Origin of the sequence: Shewanella sp. DC2-4 (assembly GCF_013248875.1) — a bacterium.
GTDB classification, from domain to species: domain Bacteria; phylum Pseudomonadota; class Gammaproteobacteria; order Enterobacterales; family Shewanellaceae; genus Shewanella; species Shewanella oncorhynchi.
This window is the reverse complement of sequence record NZ_JABRVR010000002.1, coordinates 4,257,621-4,276,113: the sequence shown is the minus strand read 5'-3', so window position 1 is coordinate 4,276,113 and position 18,493 is coordinate 4,257,621. Positions and strand designations below refer to the sequence as shown.

The window sequence follows — 18,493 nt, the reverse complement described above, 5'->3', positions numbered from 1 at the left end:
TTTGGGCTTTCACTATCGCATAGGCTTGGCTAGATCAACTGACAAGGATGTTAAATGCTAAAACTTCGACTAAGACGCCCAGCTAAATATCGAATTTATTTTCTCATTTTGATGATTATTGTGTATTGGCTTGGGTTTAATTTACTGCCAGAACAGTTAACGCAAACAAGGGAGCAGTTGTCCTTGGCACTCGTCAGTGCGCTATATTTTATGTTGTTACCTCTGCTCTATTGGTATTGGATTATCAAAATTGGTGCGCAAAAAAGCTGGAAAATATTAGTCATTCTAAGTTTGAGCAGCCTAATGGCTCGCCTCAGCTACCCTCCTCAAATTGCAGAGTATTTCGAGTTTATCGCTTGGCTGCGTTTCCCTATTATTGCGATATTGCTGCTCATCGAATTGTACTTGATGGTGAGTATTATTAAGGGATTGTGGCAGGCGAGGAAGGCTTCAGGCGATCCAAGATTAGCGATCATTGCTCAGTATGCTGAAACAGTGGAGCAAGAGAAGGGTGATGAGGCGAATGAACTTAGATCATTTAACATTAAGGGTGCATCAAACACTGATTTTTCAAAGAATCAAATGCTTGACGATAAAAAGCTGACCTTAGGTTTAATACTCGCCACTGAACCCGCGAGCTGGTATTACGCTATTCCTTATTTTTCCCGTCGCCACCCTTTATCCATCACGCCGCTTAAGTTGCTCAGTGCCCAGCCTTGGCATGCATTAGTCATCATAATGTGTTTAATCGCTGCTGCCACAGTGAGTTACACACTAGTCGATAATGTGAGTCATATTGCTGCCGTATTCGTTTCTGGTTTGATCTTGTATTCAGTGGTATTAATTGCTGCCAATTACCGTATCAGTCGTTATTACTCCCTGTATCAAAGGGAAGGTAAGCTCATTATCAATAATGGTATCTGGGGTTTTATGTCGATCGATTTAACCCAGATAAGTGAACTGAAATTGGGAACATTTTTGACTCATTTACAGCCACTGCAAATGGGGTGGGGGAAATCGGTAGGTGATTCAACTGCAATCAATGCACCAGAAATCTTGACGATAGGACGGGGTGATACCGCGAATGTGCAGCTGATTTTTAAGCTGCCCCAAACTTATTATGGTGGCATGGGACAATTGCCTGAGTCGTTGACAGTGATCAACTTAGTCGTGGATGAACCTCAAGTGTTAGCTGATGCATTGGGCATACTCCAAAATTACAAAAAAGTTTCTTAGAATAGATTTATAACCATGAAATTACATGCTAATTAGATGATTTATCGACCAATCTGAGTTAGTCTGCTTAGCGTTTATAAGAGTGTATTTGCGCGCTCAATGTGGCGTATAGCCGATTGTTTAATCATCTAAGTTTTTGGGAGCCGTACCACTATGACGCCGATTTTCAGTAATGCCGCTATTGGCCGTAGTTTGTTGGTTTTGCTCTTGTGTGCTGGCGTATTCTTTTTTATCGATTTTTTAGTGCCCGCCTTAGCTGCATTGATTGTGTGTTTTTCAAGTTGGCCTCTCTATCAAAAACTATTGGCAAAATGCGGTGGTCGCTCGGCGTTGGCGGCAACCATTGCCCTGTGTTGTATTGTGCTCGGGCTGATTATTCCGCTGGTGTTTGTATTTTCCTATGCGTTACAAGAGATTAGAACTTGGGTTGATTGGTTGGTGTTTACTAACCAACATGGTTCGCCCGTGCCCTTGTGGATCAAAGACTTGCCTTGGATGGGCGAATGGTTAACCCTGCAATGGCAGCAGTTTATTGGTGAACCCCATGAATTAGGCCAAATTATCAGTGCCATTAGTGGCCAGAATTTGAGTGGCATTTCCCGTTGGGTGCTGCAATTGGGTTGGAATACTTTAGGGTTGTTGTTGACCTTACTTTTTATGCTGATCACTTTGTTTTTCCTCTATAAAGATGGTCCGCAAGTGGCTAAACAGTTGGATATCGTGGGTGAGCGAGTGCTGCCTGCTCGCTGGCATAGTTTTTCCCGTGTGGTGCCTGCAACAGTCAGTTCTACCGTGATAGGTATGACGCTTATCGCAATTGGTGAGGGCATAGTGCTGGGGATTGCCTATTGGATTGCGGGAGTACCTTCGGCCGTGGCTTTTGGGGTGTTAACCGCCTTTATGGCCTTGGTTCCCGGGGGGGCGCCAACCATGTTTACCTTGATTTCACTCTATCTTGTCGGCACAGGCGATATGACGGCGGGTGTCGGTTTGTTTCTTTGGGGCAGCATAGAGTTGTTTATTGTTGATAAAACCCTGCGGCCCAATCTTGTCGGTGGGCCGATTAAATTGCCTTTCTTACCGACTTTTTTCGGTCTGATCGGCGGCGTAAAAACCATGGGTTTTGTCGGTTTGTTTGTTGGTCCAGTATTGATGGCCCTGCTGGTGGCCATTTGGCGTGAGTGGTTAAGGGAAGAGCCCGAAACGATACCATTGGATAAACAGGCAGATAGATAGTCGCTAAAGCTTCATTTCTCTAAGGTATTTTTGCGCTCATCGGTGTAAAACCACCAAGGTTTAGCATCTTCACCTGCCATAAAACGAGTGATGGAGATAAACACATCGAGCATGCAGGGGTCGTGTCTCTGGCCCGTTTTGTCGCACAGCGTTTGATACAGCTCGTAGGGGTTTCTATCTAACAACTGCTCAGGCTTATCTATGCCAAGCAAACGTAAATCCGCCGCACAGGCTTTGCCAATATTTGGTAAATCAGTCAATTGCTTAACCTCGGCACGCACGACTTTTGCTGGATTCATTTTTATCTCTTGGGGTGTAGTCATACTTGATAGATTAGCCTATTGGCCCACAGTTAACCGCGTTAGCCTGTTAAGATATTTCGCCTTCCTTGGCAAAATCTGTATTGCACTTCTAACGCTTTATTAAGGTTACAGTTTTTCTATATCAACATTTAAGCTATTAAGATGTTCAAGCAAAGCTGGATTGACATTATTATCCACTTTTCCGCCTAAGTACTTACCAAAGAAACGTTCAGTCGCAATTATCGAGGCGAGCTTGTTGGCACGTTTGATAAATCCATGACCTTCATCTTTGGCGAGTAAGTATTCAACGGGTAACGATTTTTGGTACATTTTTTTCGCAATATTATCTGATTCAACTTGAGTCACTCGCGGATCATTCGCTCCTTGGATAAGCATCAGCGGTGCTTTTATGTTATCGACAAAATTAATTGGGGAGCGGTTCTCCATATCTTGTTTTTGTTCAGGAATTAACGGGTCTCCCACTGATTCAAACCATTGACCTAAATAGGGGCGCCAGTAATCGGGGAAAGACGCCATTAGCGTGACTAAGCTTGACGGCCCCACATAGGCGATCACGGCTTGGTAAAGATCTGGGGTAAAAGTCGCGCCGGATAAAGCCGCATAACCACCGTAAGATGCGCCAAAGATCCCCAAGCGATTTTTATCCGCAATCCCTTGTTCGACCAAGTAATTTGCACCATCAGTCAGGTCATCTTGCATACTGCCAGTGCCCCAATTGTTATTGCCTAAGTTGAGGAAGTGTTTGCCAAATCCTGTCGATGCGCGAAAGTTTGGCTGTAACACGGCATAACCACGATTTGCATAGAACTGAGCAATCGCATGGAAGTAACCCGAGTCTAGCGCCCAGTAGTCCCGAGCCCAAGGGCCGCCATGGGGCAGAATGATGGTGGGTAAATTGCGCTGGTTTCCCTTTGGTAATGTCAAATAAGCCTGAATTTTTACACCATCCCTTGCGGTATAGACTAGGGATTGTCTTGGTGATAGCAGTTCTGGTTGTATACTTGGAGGAATATCCGCGAGTAAGTGGATATCACCATTAATGGCATTGTATTGGTAATCTAAGCTCGATGCCCTATCGCTCGCGACGTTGATCTGCCAGAGATTATTTTTCTCGTTACGTTCGGTAATGGTTATTTCAACATCTTGATTAAAATGCTTATTGATCACATCCCAGTGCTTAGCAAACTCAGTATCAAGTGGATAGGTTCTTAAGCGCCCGCCGTAATAGGAAATGGCTAAAGGTTCACCAGCATCGTTAAACAATACCTGATAAACATCCGCTTCATCGTTAGGATCTTTATGTAAGGTTTCATATTTTCCCGTCATAAGATCAACTTTGAGCAGTTGTTGTTTATCCCGCTCCCCAATGTTGGCACTGATATAGGCGAGTTTTTTCGCATCGTTTACTTTTAAGATATCAATGCTTTCACCCTTAGCTGTGTGGATTATTTTACGCCAAGTGCCATCAATGAGTGTGTAGAGGCTATAGCTGTTATCTAGATTAGTGCTACTGCCAATAACGGGATGCCCTTGTTTATTAAACTTCATTTGCACCAAGTTTAAGTGGTTTTCAAAAATAGGCGTTAGCTTGCCATCATGGGTGTTGAGCCAATAGATATCCATCCGACTCGATTCATCGTGGTTCGCCATCACAACCAGCTGATCAGGGTTATCCTTAGGCTGTTCCATGACGCTGTATTTCACCTTGTCATTGTGCGTCAGTTGCTGCTCTTTTGGCGCTATTTTGCCTTGGGGAGTTTCAAAGCTGAGTTTAAAAATTTGGGTGTTTTCATTCCCCCCTTTATCTTTCATAAAAAAGAGTTCGTTACTGTTTGATGACCATTCAAATTCTTTAATGGGTTCAATGGACTGCGTTAAGAGTGTCGCACTTGCAAGATCGCTTTTATCCGCCATTACATAAATATTGCTCGCACCTTGGTATTCCTTTGTGAAGGCTAACCATTTACCGTCGGCGGACATTTTTAAATGGTGAATATTTTGCTCATTGAAAAAATCTTCGATGGGAATGAGCGGCACTTGGGCTTGCTGGCTGTTAAGCCTATCCGTATTGGCTTTTTGCTCAGTGGTTGAGGCTGAACAGCTTGCGAGTAGCATAGCGGCAATAGCAGCACTGCATAACTGGCTTGTGAAGGAGGATAATCGCATTGTTGTAACCTTGAGTTGTTAGAAGTGACATCATGTTAATACGAAAATTAATTATCGTAAAACAATAAAATTATATTTCTTTGCAATATATTTTACCGAACGAGTATACTAGCCAAGGTTAGAGAGCGCTGGGATTGAATTAAATCTAGGATTGAGTGATGAATAAAAACATAGAAAAGTTAATAAAAATCAGTGCATTTTTCCGGTGGGTGATTTTGTTAGCCGCTACGATTGTGGTGGTGTATCTGGGTTATAGCTACTTAGTCCATGATGAGATACGTTTTGGATCGAATAATGGATTGTTACAAGCGCTATGGGTATCGCCTGATGCGAGTCAAACCCTGTTGCTGTTAATGTTAAGTCCATTGTTTATCACGTTTTTACTGGGTGTTTATTGGCTGCAAAAATTATTAGCCTACTATCAAGACGGCTTGTTTTTTAGCGACGAAAGTATGCATTGTTATCTGTGGTTGGTTTGGCTTAAGGTTGCCGCCTTAGTGATAGAGATACTGCAAACCTTAGGCGTAGGTTACTATCACAAGTCGCTTTTTGAGGATACCCGTATCGACTTGGCGCTCGATTTTGGCAATATCACTACGATTTTATTGATGTTGCTGATTGTTTATTTGCTTAAAGCTGCCCGAGATTTTGAGGCAGAAAACAAAGAGTTTGTGTAATTTTGGACATTATCGTTAATTTAGACGTCATGATGGCGATACGGAAGGTGAGTTCTAAGGAGCTTGCCAAAGCGGTTGGCATTACCGAAGCGAATTTATCCCTGCTAAAACGTGGCAAGGTGAAAGGCGTGCGTTTTGAAACACTGGCGAGTATTTGTGAGTACCTGTCGTGCCAGCCTGGGGATATTTTAGAATATCGTAAGAGTGATACATCGGACTGAGTTCTGCCGTTTTAGCCTTGTTCAACACATCCTAGGACGCACTTAGTTAAGTGCTATCCTAGGCCTGCCGTGGTTAGGCTTTAACCAGTGTGGTCAGATCCGCTGGGCGGTAGTAAACCGATTTTAGTACCTTACCTTGGCGAACCACTTTACCTGCCATTTCCACATCTTTAGCGCATTTGGCTATGATGAAATCACCTTGCTGACTACCGACAATTTCAACACCTTGCTTGGCATAGAAGGCAATGGTCTCGGCAAGTTCTTGCTCGTTACGGCACACTTTACTCATATTGCTCGAGTGGACTTCATCCCAGCAGCTAATAAAGTCGATTTCACGGTTTTGAGCCACGCAAAGCAACAAGTCAATCAGGTAACTGATTTCGAGTCTGTCCGTCATTGCTTGCGCGCCTAAGTGCACTAGACGGCCCATTAACACGTATACAGAATCGACTATGGCATCGGCCTGTTCGATACGGCTATCGGCTTCGGCAAGTTCAGTTAACTCCTCAATAATCAGTGAAGTATGTAAGGTGTCGGCCTTGTCATCTAAAGAATCAACATCATTAACGGGCAAGTCGAAGGTGCTACGAAACTCACTGATATCACGATATAAGTAGTCATAAATAGGTTGAGTTAAGCGGGTGAGTTTCATCTGATTTGCCTTGAAATAAAGAGTTTGGCGGCAATTTTAAAGAAATGCGTCGCAGAATACAAAGATGGGGCAGAGATAAAAATACCCGCAGCCAAATAGGCGGCAGCGGGTTTCGGTAAATTTTGGCGGATGACCGAATGGAGAAATATATTGTGAGTCTGTGTTACTTGGTGATTATTGGCCGTATTTTGCAATCAGTTGATCAAGATAAGGGCCAACGTCTTTATCAGCCCAATCGAGATATCCCCGCACAAAACCGACAAGATTACCTTTAGCATCAAAAATATAACTGGCGGGTACGACATTCGCGGGAATGATTTGTTCTATGTTTTGCTCCGGGTCAAGCCAAGTGGCATAGCCGCTAAAGCCATGTTGGTTAAGAAAAGGGCGTACATCTTTAGATTCTTCATCGATAGAGATTGGAATGATGGCGATATTTTTCCCTTGATACTGCTGCTTAAGCTTTTGGAGTTCTGGAATTTCCCTTAAACAGGGGGCGCACCAGGTTGCCCAAAGATTAACTAAAACCAATTTTCCTTGGTGCTGTTTTAGGGTTTGGGTTTGTCCTGATTCATCAATAAAGGGAACTTCTGGTACGCCGCGTGCGTGCTGCATTTCTATAAAACCAGTCATCACAAGGGGCTTAGGGAGGGGCTCTCCCGTACTGTAGAGTTTATTGTCTAGTGAGTGGGCTGAGCTGCTATTAGAAAACAGACCCAAACACACGAGTAGAACAAAGGGAAAATAGTGTAATTTCATCTGGTTATCCTTTACTTTTAAATAGTCGTTTGTGTTTTTCTACGGGTTACCAATGCGAGACACAACCCAACACCAAGCACTAATAACAGCAGTGGCCCAAACCAAAGTGCGAAGGTGGAGGCTTTAAATTCAGGTTGATAACGGATTTTTTGACCATAGCGTTGCACCATAAAATCGATAATCTCATCTTGGTTTTGCCCCTGTTCCAGCATCGAGAATATTTGTGCTTTGAGCTCGTGGGCGATTGGCGCCTGTGATTCAAATAGGCTTTGATTCGTCGCCATAGGGCAACGCAGCACTTTACTGATATCTATTGCCTGTTGCTGGTAGGAAAGGCTTGATATGGGCTGAGCTTGCGCAACGGATAAGCATGGGATCCCTATTCCACATAAGGTGATAGGGAGCAGTAAGACTAAAAAGCGCAATATTGGATTCATTAGGCAAGTGTCTCCTGTGGTTTGTGATGGGATAGGTTACCTAAGGTTGTTAAATCAGCTTGGTAGCTAAAATGGCGAGTAGGCCAAGCGGCAATCGCTCCACCTAGCATCATAAATAGGGCGCCCAGCCAGATCCAACTCGCAAGGGGTTTATAGCTGATGCGGATAAGGTATTCGCTGTCACTTAATTGCAGCCCCATAGACACATAAATATCCCGCCAGAATCCATGATCGATACCCGCGTGGGACATTTCCATCCCATTGCTTTTAAAGGTTTGGCGTTGCGGCCTAACGTAACCGAGGATCACTTCATCATTCGCACCATCGCGGATACTGATATTGGCCTGAATGGCGGTAAAGCTACTCGTTTCAACATTCTCAGTGCTTTCATAAACTAAGACATAACTCGCTAAAGGCTTACCTTGACCAGGCCCCATTCGCAGTAGGGCTTCCTGTTCAAAAAAGGAGACGGATGTTGCACCAATAATAGTGATAGCCACCCCAAAGTGGGCGAATAGCATGGCTATAAACCCTTGTTTTGATAATTTAACGGGAGGATTTAAGTCGTGCTCACTGCGGTTTTGGGTTAATTGACGGGTATATACTCGTCTACCCAATCCCGAGGCTGCCAATATTGTGAGCAATAAACACACCAGCAACCAAAGTGCTGCGGCAGTGCCAAGGAGTAAAAATAAGCTACTGCCCGAGGCGGCCTGTAAGCTTACCCAGCCTGCGACGGCTAATATCACTAGGCTAGGAATGAGCAGGAAAGTAATACGAGTCTTTGAGGCATTTTGCCATTGCACTATTTGCCATTGCGCTATTTGCCATTGCACTATTTGCCATTGCACTAAGGGCGCAATGCCCATTAACAGGACAAGCAAGAAAGTGAGGGGGACAAATATAGCGTTGAAATAAGGGGCACCCACTGAAAGTGTACCTAAATCGAGTAGCTCATAGATCAAAGGGTAAAATGTACCGAGTAATACGGAAAACGCTGCTACGACTAAGATAACGATCCCGAGCAGTAACAGTGTTTCCTTACTGAAAAGCGCGAAAGTCACATCCTGTTTTAAATGGTGGGCTTTGAGTGCAAAAATGAGTAACGCAGCCCCAACAAAAATCACTAATAAGCAGAGGATTGACATGCCACGGGTCGGATCGGCGGCAAAGGCATGTACCGATTGCACTATGCCGGAACGCACCAAAAAGCTGCCGAGTAAACTGAGTGAGAATGCCAATAAGCACAGCAGTAAAGTCGTGAGTTTAAAGCCATGAGTACGTTGAGTGAGAATGAGGGAATGCACTAATGCTGTTGCCACAAGCCAAGGAATAAAGGAGGCATTTTCTACCGGATCCCAAAACCACCAACCACCCCAACCCAGTTCGTTATAGGCCCACCAAGATCCAAAGGCATTTCCGCCCGTTAGAAACACCCACGCTAATAATACCCAAGGTCGTAAATAGTTAATTTGACGAGTATTAAAACCACCACCGAGCAGTGATGCTAACGCTGCGGCAAAGCAAACTGTGAGGCCAACATAACCAAGAAAGAGCATGGGCGGATGCAGTATGAGTCCTATGTCTTGCAAAATGGGGTTAAGATCTCGCCCTTCAATCGGAATGTTAGGTAATAAGCGGGCAAAGGGATTAGAGGTAAAGAGTAAAAATAAGTTAAAACCAAGGATCACTAATGCCAAAATGGCCAACAGCCTCGCAAAATATAGGGCGTCTTGGTATTTATCGCTGGCCTTATCTTGAGTGCAATCCGCCATCTTTATGCGATAACTGATGATCGCCCCCCAAAGGGCAATCGCAAATATCCAAAACAGCATTGACCCTTCGTGGCTGCCCCAAACTGCGGCCACTTTATAACCCAATGCTAATTGGCTATTCGAGTGGTTTGCGACATAAGCAACAGAAAAATCATCAGTCATAAAGCAATAAATTAAGCAAAGAAGTGAAACAAATACTGAGGTAAATATGGCTCTAAAGAGTGTAGGGCTTAATCCCACTAGATAAGCATTATTCTGCTTAACACCGATTAAGGTCAGTGCTGCAGAAAATAATGCCAATACGCTACTGATGATCAGTAATATATGTCCAATTTCTGGAAGCATAGTTGTCATTTATTATGCCTTAGAATAATGTGGTCGCGGTAATATAGTGTTTACAGTTGGCTATTTTACCCGTGTTATTTTCACATGCTGATTTTTATTAAATTCGCTCAGAAACTTGAGTTATTTTCTTGTGATTTTAAATTTAAATATAAGACCTTATTGGGAAAAGTCAGTTTAATCACAAGCTTTAATCACTGTTGATTTTAAGATTAGTCGAGTTTTGTATTTAATAATGTGATCTTATCCGTTATTAAATCATTCCTTTTTACGCTTGATGTTTTTTGAAAAGTAAAATGAATTTTTTAGTTTTTTTTATAACTGAAATGTGCTTTTTAACTTCTAAAAAAATAAATGACATTAATTTTGTAAGTTATTGTATTTAATTTGTTTTAATTGATTTTATTCATCTTGATTTATCAGCGGGAATTTAGTGTGCTCTAGCTCTGATTTTTAATGGTTTTTTGCCTCCACCATGCTGTAACTGGTCAATTGTTTATGTCGTTCAGTGAGCAGTTAGGTTCAGTAGAAAATAAAAAACTAATGATAATTAGGAGTGAATGATGAAACGATGGAAATCCAAAATAGCACTCAGCGTGCTGTTTTGTTTAGGTACTATCGTCAGTGTGGCCGGAATAGCATCCGATGCTAAACCGGGCGAGGTAAAGCCTGGCTATGGTAATAAACAACAGAGTGCGGAAGCTCAGGGAATTATGGCTAATCCCGATCTAACACTAGAATCCCGTGGTGTAAGAACACTGCAGGATTATATTGTTCAGGAAAAAGAGTTGTTTGATTTTCTTTTTGAAAATCATCCGGTATTTAAATATGCCGAGCAAGGTCGTTTAAAAGGAACCTATAAGGTCAGTGACCGTGGTGAAGAATACTTACACGGTGGTGATAGCCAAAAATATAGCCAACATCAAGAGGGCAATCGCCCTATGGCATTGCAATATCGACTCGGTGCCAAGTCGATTTTGGATTTCCCAAATAAGTTTGTTGGTCCTGAAAAATGTGGTGAGTGCCACGGTCCACAATATGAAAAGTGGAAACGTTCACGCCATTCAAAAACCTTACGTTTCCCGGGGAGTCATCCCGAAGTCGATAACGATTTAAACAAAACCATGTATGGCACTAAGGATACTTCTATCCTGCCAGACGGCATTACCCCTGATGCAATTTATGCGACGGTGGGAACACCAAGAACCAAATACGGCTTTATCGATAGCTACTTAGTACGCGGTACTTTCCATGTGAAAGACGGTTTACTCAAAGATGGTACTGGCACTATGGTCGCCGGTGGTAACCAATTCTCCCGTGGTTGGGCTGAATGGTTAACCCCTGAAATGGCGAAGAAAATTCAGAAAGTTATTCCTGAATTTCCAACTAAAATGGAAGATTTTGGCGCGAGTGGTTCACACCAGTGGGGTATGAGCTCCTATGGTGCTAAATACGAGAAGGAATTCTTATTCCAACCTGCGAGTTCCTATTGCGAAATGTGCCACACCTTTAAGTTTGATTTTAAAACTAAAGATGAGTTTTTTGCAGCCCTTGGTAATCCTAAAGAGCTACAAAAACATACAGTGTCACTCGGTATTACCTGTGAAGAGTGTCATGGCGCAGGTGGTCATTTAGACGGCGGTATCGGTGGTGGTATGCCTTCTAACTGTGAGCGTTGTCACCAGCGTTTTAACTTCGTAGAAGAACTTGCGCAAACCCCACAGGGTAAAGAAAAACTGGAATATGCCTTTAACGTGAAGATGAAATCTTCGTGCCCATCTTGTGGTACAGAAGGTTCGCAAATGTTTGCCTCATCTCACTACGATAAGGGTATGCGTTGTTCTACCTGTCATGATCCACACGAAGTGACTGATGGTGATTGGAAATCCGGTATTACTAAACCAAAACTCATCAAAGAATGTACCGATTGCCATACGGCACAGGCTGAAATTGCGAGTAATACCAAGACCCACAGTAAACAAACTTGTCAAAGCTGTCACATGCCAAACATGGGTAGTTGTGAAAACTTCACCGCGATCCAGTTCCCTGATATGGCCGGTTTCGACAACGTTCGTAAGTCGCACATGTGGAAAATCGATGTCGATCCATTGCGTAAGACGCTTAACCCACCTGAAGGTAAGTCTCGCGACTCATCCACTAAGGGCTGGACTGTGGCGAAGGACGAAAATGGCCATAACTACCTCGATCTCATGTGGACCTGTGCTCGTACTTCCGCTTCTGATCACGATGTAGTGGATAACAAAGGTTGCCATAGCCAATTCCAATCTAAGTTGGGTGAGGGTCTGCACTTTAAAGATCAACAGCAAATCTACGGCAAAGTTCAGAAGTGGCAAAAACCAGTGAAAGAAACCTATGCCAAAGTAGAAAAAGCCCTTATTAGCATCGATAAGTCGCCCAATATGGCGAAGTTATCGGTAGAAGATAAGACACAAGTGCTGTTGTTGACCGATAAAGCTCAAGATGTCCTCAAGCTGATTAAAGCCGATGGTTCATGGGGTGTTCATGGTGCGCGTTACTCACAAAAACGCTTAGATGCCGCCTTGACCTATGTGACCCAAGCCCAAGCCATTATTGATAGTAATGCGCTGAGTGCGAAGAAAATATAGTTTAACTTGAGTCCTAGTTATCCCCGACACCTTTGGGTGTCGGGGAATATGAGAGCCTAATTATGCATAACATGCTTCGTCAAAGTGTAAGCCGAATATTGATGGTGTTGGCCTTAGGCGTGACTGCGATGCCAGTCATCGCCGGTGGTGGCTCAGAAATGTCTGAAGTGCCCTATAACGAAATCCAATTAAATCCCATTTCGATGATGGAAGCGGAAACCTTAGTCGGCAAGCAAGGCGTTTATTTTTTCGACGTAAATACACTGGAGATATGGGCAGAAGGTTTTATCCCCGGAGCAGTTTTTTTCAATGTTCAGAATTGGAGAGAGTTACTTCCAAAGAATAAAGATGCAGTCATGGTGTTTTACTGCGCTAACCGCCTTTGCACTAGCAGCAATATGGCGGCGAGAGAAACCATGAAGCTAGGTTACACAGGTGTGCGTCATATGGCCGATGGTATTTATGGCTGGCGTATGTCAGGTCGAGTAACAGAAAAACCTTAGTAACACACAGGACCGATGTTTTATCGGTTTGGTTTGCAGGGCCAAAAGGCGAAACCCACAGGGTTAACATTGTAGAGAACATAAAATGAAAACACGTATGCCAACTTCTTTTATCCCCAAAAGCATCACAGTGGCGACCTGCGCCGCATTATTTGTTTCGGTAGCCAGTTTTGCTGGCACAAGTTTGAAAACCGATGCAGATAAAACCTCTTACAGCATTGGCGCTTCTATTGGTAATTACATTTCTGGTCAAGTCTACAACCAAGTTGAATTGGGTTCAGAGGTGAATGTCGACTTAGTCGTGCAAGGTTTTGTGGATGCGCTTAAAGATAAACAGCAATTAACCGACGAAGAAGTGCTGACCTACCTGAACCAAAGAGCAGAACAACTCAATGCCGCAAGAACTGTCGTTGCTGAAAAACAAATGGCAGAAACTAAAAAGGCAAGTGCGGCATATCTTGCTGAAAATCAAAAAAAGTCTGGCGTTAAAGTCACCGCCTCTGGTCTTCAATATGAAGTCTTAACCCAAGGTAAAGGTCATAAACCCAATCCAGAAGATGTGGTCACAGTGGAATATGTTGGCACTCTTATCGATGGGACTGAGTTTGAAAATACGGTTGGACGTAAAGAGCCCACTCGCTTTGCATTAATGTCGGTGATCCCCGCTTGGGAAGAGGGATTAAAGTTGATGCCTGTGGGGTCTAAATACCGTTTTGTGGTACCAGCAAGCCTTGCCTATGGCACTGAAGCCGTAGGTATTATCCCTCCAGAGTCAGCACTTATCTTTGAAATTGAACTGAAAAATATTGAGAAACCCAGCGAAATGAAAGAGATGAAAAATAAAAAGATGATGCCTGCACACGGTTAATCAGGCTCCTAAAACGAGTTGTTTGGAGAGTGAAATGGAGACTGGAATGGTGAGCTTAGGACTAGGCATTGGCATCAGTTTACTGTTGTTTATTGCTTACATTTACTGGCAGCACATGCGTCTAAACCTAGTCATGGGAATCGCACAGTTGCCAAACATGTCGAGCAAGGTGCCCTTTGCGATGGGAATCGTCCTAGTGCTGCTGACCCTTGCTATCTACAGTCAAACAGGCCGTTTTAGAGATTGGGATCAAGGTCGGATTGATGAAAATATTGATTATTTAGTGGTGGCTGAGATCACCAAAGCCAGTCGTTGGGCTCAGAGTGAGCCGCAAAACACCTTGGCACTTATGTCATTAGCTCAGGCTTACAATGCGGGAGGTTTGTACTCAGATGCGGTGCTGACCTTAGATAAATTACTCGAAATAGGGGGAGAAGATGCCGAAGTGTTAGGGGCAAAAGCTAACGCGCTTTATTACCGTGAGCTTCGGCAAATGACACCTGAAACCCAAGAGGTGATTGCCAAAGCATTAGCACTCTCTCCCTTTGAGCCTCAAACCCATATGTTACTCGCGGCAGATGCTTACTTGCATGCTCGTAACCAAAAGGCCATTGACCATTGGCAGCTCCTGCTCAAACACAATGGGGACAGTATCAACCGTGAAGCAATCGATAATGCGATTGCAAAAGCACAAAGCAAAATGAATGAAAGATGAAACCCGTTCTATCAACCCTCGCCGTAAAGATCTGTCCCTGCAAGGAATCTGGCGAGGCGTTGATATTTTAATAAAAGGATAAATAGGATGAAGAAATACTATGCATTGTTGCTGTTAGTGCCCTTGCTATTTGGCTGTAATAAAAGCGAGGCCACAGACCATGTTCATAAAGCCGAGATGATCCACGAGCATGACCGTTGTCATTTATGTGGCATGGTGATCACTAAATATCCCGGACCTAAAGGGCAAGTGCACCTCAAGGCTGAGAAATCGGTACCTAAGTTTTGTTCGGCTCGCGATATGTTCAACTTTGCATTACAGCCTGAAAATAAAAGACAAATTGATTACATGATGGTGCATGACGCGGGCACGACCGATTGGGAACAACCTGACGATGGCGCCTTTATTGATGCTCAAAATGCCTTCTATGTTTACGGTACGACTAAGAAAGCTGTGATGGGACCTGCCGTTGCCCCTTTTAGTACCAAAGCTGCCGCCGAAGCCTTTGCTAAGGAATACGGTGGCCGAGTGCTGAGATTTGATGACATCACCCTAGAACTGCTCGCGGGTGATAAATAAGGTTGTGATGATGAAGCTGCGTCTATTGCTGATTGGGCTGCTGTGTTTTGCCTCTTTTGCTAGTTGGGCAGCACTCATTCGGGTAACAGATACAGATTCACTCACCCTTGCCCTTAACAAAGCCCAAGTAGGTGACACCTTAGTGCTAGCCACTGGGGTGTATGAAGGCTCCTTTAAGGTGACGAAATCCATTTCGCTAAAGGGGGAAATGGGCGCGACATTAGATGCACTGCGCCAAGGCAGTGCGTTGGTCATTGAGGCGCCTCAGGTGAGTATTGAGGGGCTCAATATCCGCCACTGGGGACGGGATCTGTATTACCGTGATGCCGCCATTTTACTCAAAAAAGGGGCGGATAATGTGCTGATTAAGGGAAACCGCTTGGTGGGTGATGGTTTTGGTATTTATGGCGAACAGCTAAACTCGCCCACCATCACGGACAATAGTATTAGTGGCAACGGTGCCATTCATGTGCTTGATCGGGGTGATGGCATTTATCTTAAGCATGTTAATTCGCCACAAATTGACCGAAATCAGCTGATTTTTGTCCGTGATGGTGTGTATTTAGAGTCCGTGACCCACAGCCGCATTTATGAAAATCAATTCACTAAGCTGCAATATGGCATTCACTATATGTATACCCAAGCCGACGAAGCGTGGCAAAACCAAGCGATTGCCGTCGATGGCGGTTATGCCCTAATGAATTCAACCCATATTTACCTGCACCACAACCGTGTGACTCAGGCGCGGGACTTTGGCATTTTACTCAACATTACTGAGGCATCCCATGTGCAAGCCAATGTTGCGAGTCAAATCCATAACCCTAAGGGCACTGTGGAGCTTGGCAATGAGGGGAAAGGTATTTTTATTTACGCCGCTCAACATAACCGTATTCAAGATAACGAGTTTAGCCACAGCGATACCGGGATCAGTATGGCCATGGGCGGAGAGGAAAATCGCCTTTGGCATAATCGTATTATGGCCAATCAAACCCAAGTCAAATATGTCGGAGAAACTCAACTTGAATGGAGTTATCAGGGGCAGGGGAATTACTGGTCGGAATATCAAGGTTGGGATCTGAATGGCGATGGATTAGGGGATATTGTCCATAGGCCGAATGACAGTTTAGATAAACTGTTTTGGCTTTATCCTGAAGCCAAACTGTTGATGGAAAGCCCCGTTGTTTTACTACTACGTTGGGTGGAACGCCAATTTCAGCCCCAAGTGACGAGCGGTATAAGTGATAGTTTTCCACTAATGCAAAGTGGCGCGCACGTACTGATTGATGGAGGTTCGCGATGAATCATCAAACTTTGACCTGCTCAGTAAGTAAGCCTATAGCGAGTGCAGATGTGGTTGTTAAAGCGACAAATATCAGTAAATGCTATGGCAAGTTTAAGGCACTGGATGATGTGAGTTTTGAGGTATTAGCGGGTCAAGTGATCGCACTCCTTGGGCATAATGGTGCGGGTAAATCTACGTTACTCAAGCTTATTTTGGGATTACTTACCCCCACAAGTGGTCTGCTCCAAGTTCAAGGTCATAGTGTCGGAAGTATGAATGCCAGACAGAGTTTGTCCTTAGGCTATTTACCTGAAAATGTGAGTTTTTATGACAATATGACCGCCAATGAGCTGCTGCGATATTTTGCTAAGCTTAAGGGCATTGCCTTGCCTAAAGTGCATGAATTACTTTATGAATTTGGTTTAGAGGCTGCTAAAGATAAGCGTTTGAGTACTTTTTCTAAGGGGATGCGGCAACGTCTTGGGCTCGCGCAGGCGATATTGGCTGAGCCTAAGGTACTGTTACTCGATGAACCGACAGTTGGCTTAGATCCCTTGGCATCGGCTTTCCTGTATCAAAAAATCGCTCAGCTCAGGGCGCAGGGCTGCGCCATTATTATCAGTACCCATGAGTTGGGATTAGTACAAGATCAGATGGATCGCGCTTTGATCTTAGGTAGAGGACGAATGTTAGCTTCGGGAAGCTTAACCTCCCTGAGGGCAGCGACTCAGTTGCCAAATCATATCTTGTTGCATTTTCTATCTAATACTCAAAGGCAAGCATTGCTAGCAGATCCCATTTTAGCGGCATGTGTTAAGGCAAATGCGGGGCAGGGACTCATACTAGCCGTGCCACAGGAACAAAAGTCAGCCGTGTTAAATCACTTATTACAAAAAGTGCCCGCGGGGGATTTTTCTATTGAACCTCCTAGTTTGCAGAGTGTGTTTCATCATTACATGGAAAGTCTTTGCCCCCTTCAGTCGCCAACAATGCCCACAAAGACTATTAATATAACAGATATAAATCAGGCGATTAATTTGGAATCAGTCCTATGAACCGTTCCGAGGTTTTGCACCATAGTTTAAGTGCTCTGAGCATAGTGAGCACCATAGCCGCCAAAGAGTTTAAGGATAATTTACGTAATCGTTGGTTATGGATGATGGCGGGAATCTTGTTGCTGCTATCTCTGTGTGTGAGTTTTATGGGCAGCGCTGTGTCCGGCAACTTAGTGGTATTTGAGCCTGCCCAGATCCTCTCTGGGTTAGTCACTTTATCGGTATTTATGCTCCCTTTAGGTGCGATTTTATTGAGTTATGACAGCTTTGTTGGTGAAAAAGAATCCGGCACTCTGCTGTTACTGCTGACCTATCCATTAGCACGTTGGCATCTGGTGTGCGGCAAGTTTTTAGGCCATGCCTGCGTGATGACCATTGCCTGCATTTTGGGCTTTGGTTTAACAGGATTAATACTGATATCACTGGGCGATACTCAGGCCCAGTTATCCATAGCGATCGGGTTTAGCCATTTGATTATGAGCAGTATTTTGCTGTCATTAGTGTTCGTGCTCTTGGGTTATTGGATTAGTTTGTGTGTGCGAGAAAAAGCTAAGGCACTGGGGATATTACTCATTTTATGGTTTGTGCTTGTGCTGGTTTATGATCTGATTTTACTCAGTGCTGTGGTTGGAATGAGTGAGATGTTTAATCGTACTGTATTCAATCTACTGATTTTGTTGAACCCCACTGATCTGTTCCGTGCTTTAAATTTACTCGCGACTCCCTCGGATACACTCGCGGCTAAAAGTAGTCTCACTCTGCTTGCTCAAACTGGGCTGGGCTTACCCTTAATGTATGGTTTGCTGGGTGGCTGGATTGGTGCATTACTTTTGTGTTGTTCTTGGATCTTTAAATACCAAGAAATCTAGTTTAGCGACCTCTGTATTAGTCTAACTTTGTACTTATTAAACAATGACTAAACTGAGTATAGAGTCACACTCTTATATGTTGTTAAAAGGTAAAATTAACCATCTTGACTTGGTGATTGCATATCATCGTTTTCTTGGAAAGAAACAATGTCACATGATGATTGCATGTTG

18 protein-coding genes are annotated in these 18,493 nt (G+C 43.9%); 12 read left to right on the top strand and 6 right to left on the bottom strand.

Annotated features, from left to right (window positions below; all coding sequences use genetic code 11):
• Positions 1-54: 54 nt before the first annotated feature.
• Both HQQ92_RS19430 and HQQ92_RS19425 read left to right on the top strand, forming a co-directional pair.
• The gene (locus HQQ92_RS19430; protein WP_173247801.1) at positions 55-1,236 is read left to right on the top strand and encodes a hypothetical protein; all 1,182 of its coding nucleotides are present in this window, start codon (positions 55-57) and stop codon (positions 1,234-1,236) included.
• A gap of 153 nt (positions 1,237-1,389) precedes the next feature.
• Positions 1,390-2,472, top strand: coding sequence for an AI-2E family transporter (locus HQQ92_RS19425; protein ID WP_113939224.1), 1,083 nt, complete (start codon positions 1,390-1,392; stop codon positions 2,470-2,472).
• A gap of 11 nt (positions 2,473-2,483) precedes the next feature.
• On the opposite strand, the gene HQQ92_RS19420 is transcribed toward HQQ92_RS19425, so the two are convergent.
• Positions 2,484-2,771 (bottom strand): helix-hairpin-helix domain-containing protein, encoded by a 288-nt coding sequence (locus tag HQQ92_RS19420; protein WP_113939223.1) that lies wholly within the window; start codon positions 2,769-2,771, stop codon positions 2,484-2,486.
• Between the two features lie 129 nt (positions 2,772-2,900).
• Positions 2,901-4,961 carry a prolyl oligopeptidase family serine peptidase gene (locus tag HQQ92_RS19415; protein WP_173247798.1) on the bottom strand — a complete coding sequence of 687 codons (2,061 nt, stop codon included), beginning with the start codon at positions 4,959-4,961 and terminating at the stop codon, positions 2,901-2,903.
• A 158-nt stretch (positions 4,962-5,119) separates the two neighbouring features.
• Here HQQ92_RS19415 and HQQ92_RS19410 point away from each other — a divergent pair, with 158 nt between their 5' ends.
• Together HQQ92_RS19410 and HQQ92_RS19405 are read left to right on the top strand one after the other, a co-directional pair.
• A complete protein-coding gene (locus HQQ92_RS19410) occupies positions 5,120-5,638 on the top strand; it encodes a DUF2975 domain-containing protein (RefSeq protein WP_173247795.1) in 519 nt (172 codons plus the stop codon).
• Positions 5,639-5,640: 2 nt separating this feature from the next.
• A complete protein-coding gene (locus HQQ92_RS19405; protein WP_063883682.1) occupies positions 5,641-5,859 on the top strand; it encodes a helix-turn-helix transcriptional regulator in 219 nt (72 codons plus the stop codon).
• A 73-nt stretch (positions 5,860-5,932) separates the two neighbouring features.
• On the opposite strand, the gene HQQ92_RS19400 is transcribed toward HQQ92_RS19405, so the two are convergent.
• The 4 genes from HQQ92_RS19400 to HQQ92_RS19385 form a co-directional block, all read right to left on the bottom strand.
• A complete protein-coding gene (locus tag HQQ92_RS19400; RefSeq protein WP_173247792.1) occupies positions 5,933-6,511 on the bottom strand; it encodes a nucleoside triphosphate pyrophosphohydrolase family protein in 579 nt (192 codons plus the stop codon).
• A 174-nt stretch (positions 6,512-6,685) separates the two neighbouring features.
• Positions 6,686-7,270 carry a TlpA disulfide reductase family protein gene (locus tag HQQ92_RS19395; RefSeq protein ID WP_105250354.1) on the bottom strand — a complete coding sequence of 195 codons (585 nt, stop codon included), beginning with the start codon at positions 7,268-7,270 and terminating at the stop codon, positions 6,686-6,688.
• 17 nt (positions 7,271-7,287) lie between these two features.
• On the bottom strand, positions 7,288-7,707 hold the full coding sequence (locus HQQ92_RS19390; RefSeq protein ID WP_028761784.1) for a cytochrome c-type biogenesis protein: 420 nt from the start codon (positions 7,705-7,707) through the stop codon (positions 7,288-7,290).
• On the bottom strand, positions 7,707-9,836 hold the full coding sequence (locus HQQ92_RS19385; protein ID WP_173247789.1) for a heme lyase CcmF/NrfE family subunit: 2,130 nt from the start codon (positions 9,834-9,836) through the stop codon (positions 7,707-7,709). The genes HQQ92_RS19390 and HQQ92_RS19385 overlap by 1 nt, the downstream gene beginning before the upstream one ends.
• A 551-nt stretch (positions 9,837-10,387) precedes the next feature.
• Between HQQ92_RS19385 and sirA the strand changes: the two genes are divergently transcribed.
• The 8 genes from sirA (at position 10,388) to HQQ92_RS19345 (ending at position 18,322) form a co-directional block, all read left to right on the top strand.
• Positions 10,388-12,451 (top strand): dissimilatory sulfite reductase SirA, encoded by a 2,064-nt coding sequence (gene sirA, locus HQQ92_RS19380; protein WP_173247786.1) that lies wholly within the window; start codon positions 10,388-10,390, stop codon positions 12,449-12,451.
• A 62-nt stretch (positions 12,452-12,513) separates the two neighbouring features.
• Positions 12,514-12,954, top strand: a complete 441-nt coding sequence (locus tag HQQ92_RS19375) for a rhodanese-like domain-containing protein (protein ID WP_028761786.1) — start codon at positions 12,514-12,516, stop codon at positions 12,952-12,954.
• Positions 12,955-13,039: 85 nt separating this feature from the next.
• Positions 13,040-13,822, top strand: a complete 783-nt coding sequence (locus HQQ92_RS19370) for an FKBP-type peptidyl-prolyl cis-trans isomerase (RefSeq protein WP_105250349.1) — start codon at positions 13,040-13,042, stop codon at positions 13,820-13,822.
• Between the two features lie 34 nt (positions 13,823-13,856).
• Positions 13,857-14,537 (top strand): nitrite reductase, encoded by a 681-nt coding sequence (locus tag HQQ92_RS19365; protein ID WP_131524234.1) that lies wholly within the window; start codon positions 13,857-13,859, stop codon positions 14,535-14,537.
• 87 nt (positions 14,538-14,624) lie between these two features.
• Positions 14,625-15,116, top strand: coding sequence for a nitrous oxide reductase accessory protein NosL (locus tag HQQ92_RS19360; RefSeq protein ID WP_173247783.1), 492 nt, complete (start codon positions 14,625-14,627; stop codon positions 15,114-15,116).
• A gap of 10 nt (positions 15,117-15,126) precedes the next feature.
• Positions 15,127-16,416, top strand: coding sequence for a nitrous oxide reductase family maturation protein NosD (nosD, locus tag HQQ92_RS19355; protein ID WP_173248734.1), 1,290 nt, complete (start codon positions 15,127-15,129; stop codon positions 16,414-16,416).
• Complete coding sequence (locus tag HQQ92_RS19350) at positions 16,413-17,453, top strand: ABC transporter ATP-binding protein (protein ID WP_173247780.1); 1,041 nt, start codon at positions 16,413-16,415, stop codon at positions 17,451-17,453. The genes nosD and HQQ92_RS19350 overlap by 4 nt, the downstream gene beginning before the upstream one ends.
• Positions 17,450-18,322 (top strand): ABC transporter permease, encoded by an 873-nt coding sequence (locus HQQ92_RS19345; protein WP_173247777.1) that lies wholly within the window; start codon positions 17,450-17,452, stop codon positions 18,320-18,322. The genes HQQ92_RS19350 and HQQ92_RS19345 overlap by 4 nt, the downstream gene beginning before the upstream one ends.
• Positions 18,323-18,493 lie beyond the last annotated feature (171 nt).

What these genes read in the sequence shown, in the direction of transcription:
- HQQ92_RS19430 (WP_173247801.1), top strand. Translation starts at nt 55, where the DNA reads ATGCTAAAACTTCGACTAAGACGCCCAGCTAAATATCGAATTTATTTT.
- HQQ92_RS19425 (WP_113939224.1), top strand. Translation starts at nt 1,390, where the DNA reads ATGACGCCGATTTTCAGTAATGCCGCTATTGGCCGTAGTTTGTTGGTT.
- HQQ92_RS19420 (WP_113939223.1), bottom strand. Translation starts at nt 2,771, where the DNA reads ATGAATCCAGCAAAAGTCGTGCGTGCCGAGGTTAAGCAATTGACTGAT.
- HQQ92_RS19415 (WP_173247798.1), bottom strand. Translation starts at nt 4,961, where the DNA reads ATGCGATTATCCTCCTTCACAAGCCAGTTATGCAGTGCTGCTATTGCC.
- HQQ92_RS19410 (WP_173247795.1), top strand. Translation starts at nt 5,120, where the DNA reads ATGAATAAAAACATAGAAAAGTTAATAAAAATCAGTGCATTTTTCCGG.
- HQQ92_RS19400 (WP_173247792.1), bottom strand. Translation starts at nt 6,511, where the DNA reads ATGAAACTCACCCGCTTAACTCAACCTATTTATGACTACTTATATCGT.
- HQQ92_RS19395 (WP_105250354.1), bottom strand. Translation starts at nt 7,270, where the DNA reads ATGAAATTACACTATTTTCCCTTTGTTCTACTCGTGTGTTTGGGTCTG.
- HQQ92_RS19390 (WP_028761784.1), bottom strand. Translation starts at nt 7,707, where the DNA reads ATGAATCCAATATTGCGCTTTTTAGTCTTACTGCTCCCTATCACCTTA.
- HQQ92_RS19385 (WP_173247789.1), bottom strand. Translation starts at nt 9,836, where the DNA reads ATGACAACTATGCTTCCAGAAATTGGACATATATTACTGATCATCAGT.
- sirA (WP_173247786.1), top strand. Translation starts at nt 10,388, where the DNA reads ATGAAACGATGGAAATCCAAAATAGCACTCAGCGTGCTGTTTTGTTTA.
- HQQ92_RS19375 (WP_028761786.1), top strand. Translation starts at nt 12,514, where the DNA reads ATGCATAACATGCTTCGTCAAAGTGTAAGCCGAATATTGATGGTGTTG.
- HQQ92_RS19370 (WP_105250349.1), top strand. Translation starts at nt 13,040, where the DNA reads ATGAAAACACGTATGCCAACTTCTTTTATCCCCAAAAGCATCACAGTG.
- HQQ92_RS19365 (WP_131524234.1), top strand. Translation starts at nt 13,857, where the DNA reads ATGGAGACTGGAATGGTGAGCTTAGGACTAGGCATTGGCATCAGTTTA.
- HQQ92_RS19360 (WP_173247783.1), top strand. Translation starts at nt 14,625, where the DNA reads ATGAAGAAATACTATGCATTGTTGCTGTTAGTGCCCTTGCTATTTGGC.
- nosD (WP_173248734.1), top strand. Translation starts at nt 15,127, where the DNA reads ATGAAGCTGCGTCTATTGCTGATTGGGCTGCTGTGTTTTGCCTCTTTT.
- HQQ92_RS19350 (WP_173247780.1), top strand. Translation starts at nt 16,413, where the DNA reads ATGAATCATCAAACTTTGACCTGCTCAGTAAGTAAGCCTATAGCGAGT.
- HQQ92_RS19345 (WP_173247777.1), top strand. Translation starts at nt 17,450, where the DNA reads ATGAACCGTTCCGAGGTTTTGCACCATAGTTTAAGTGCTCTGAGCATA.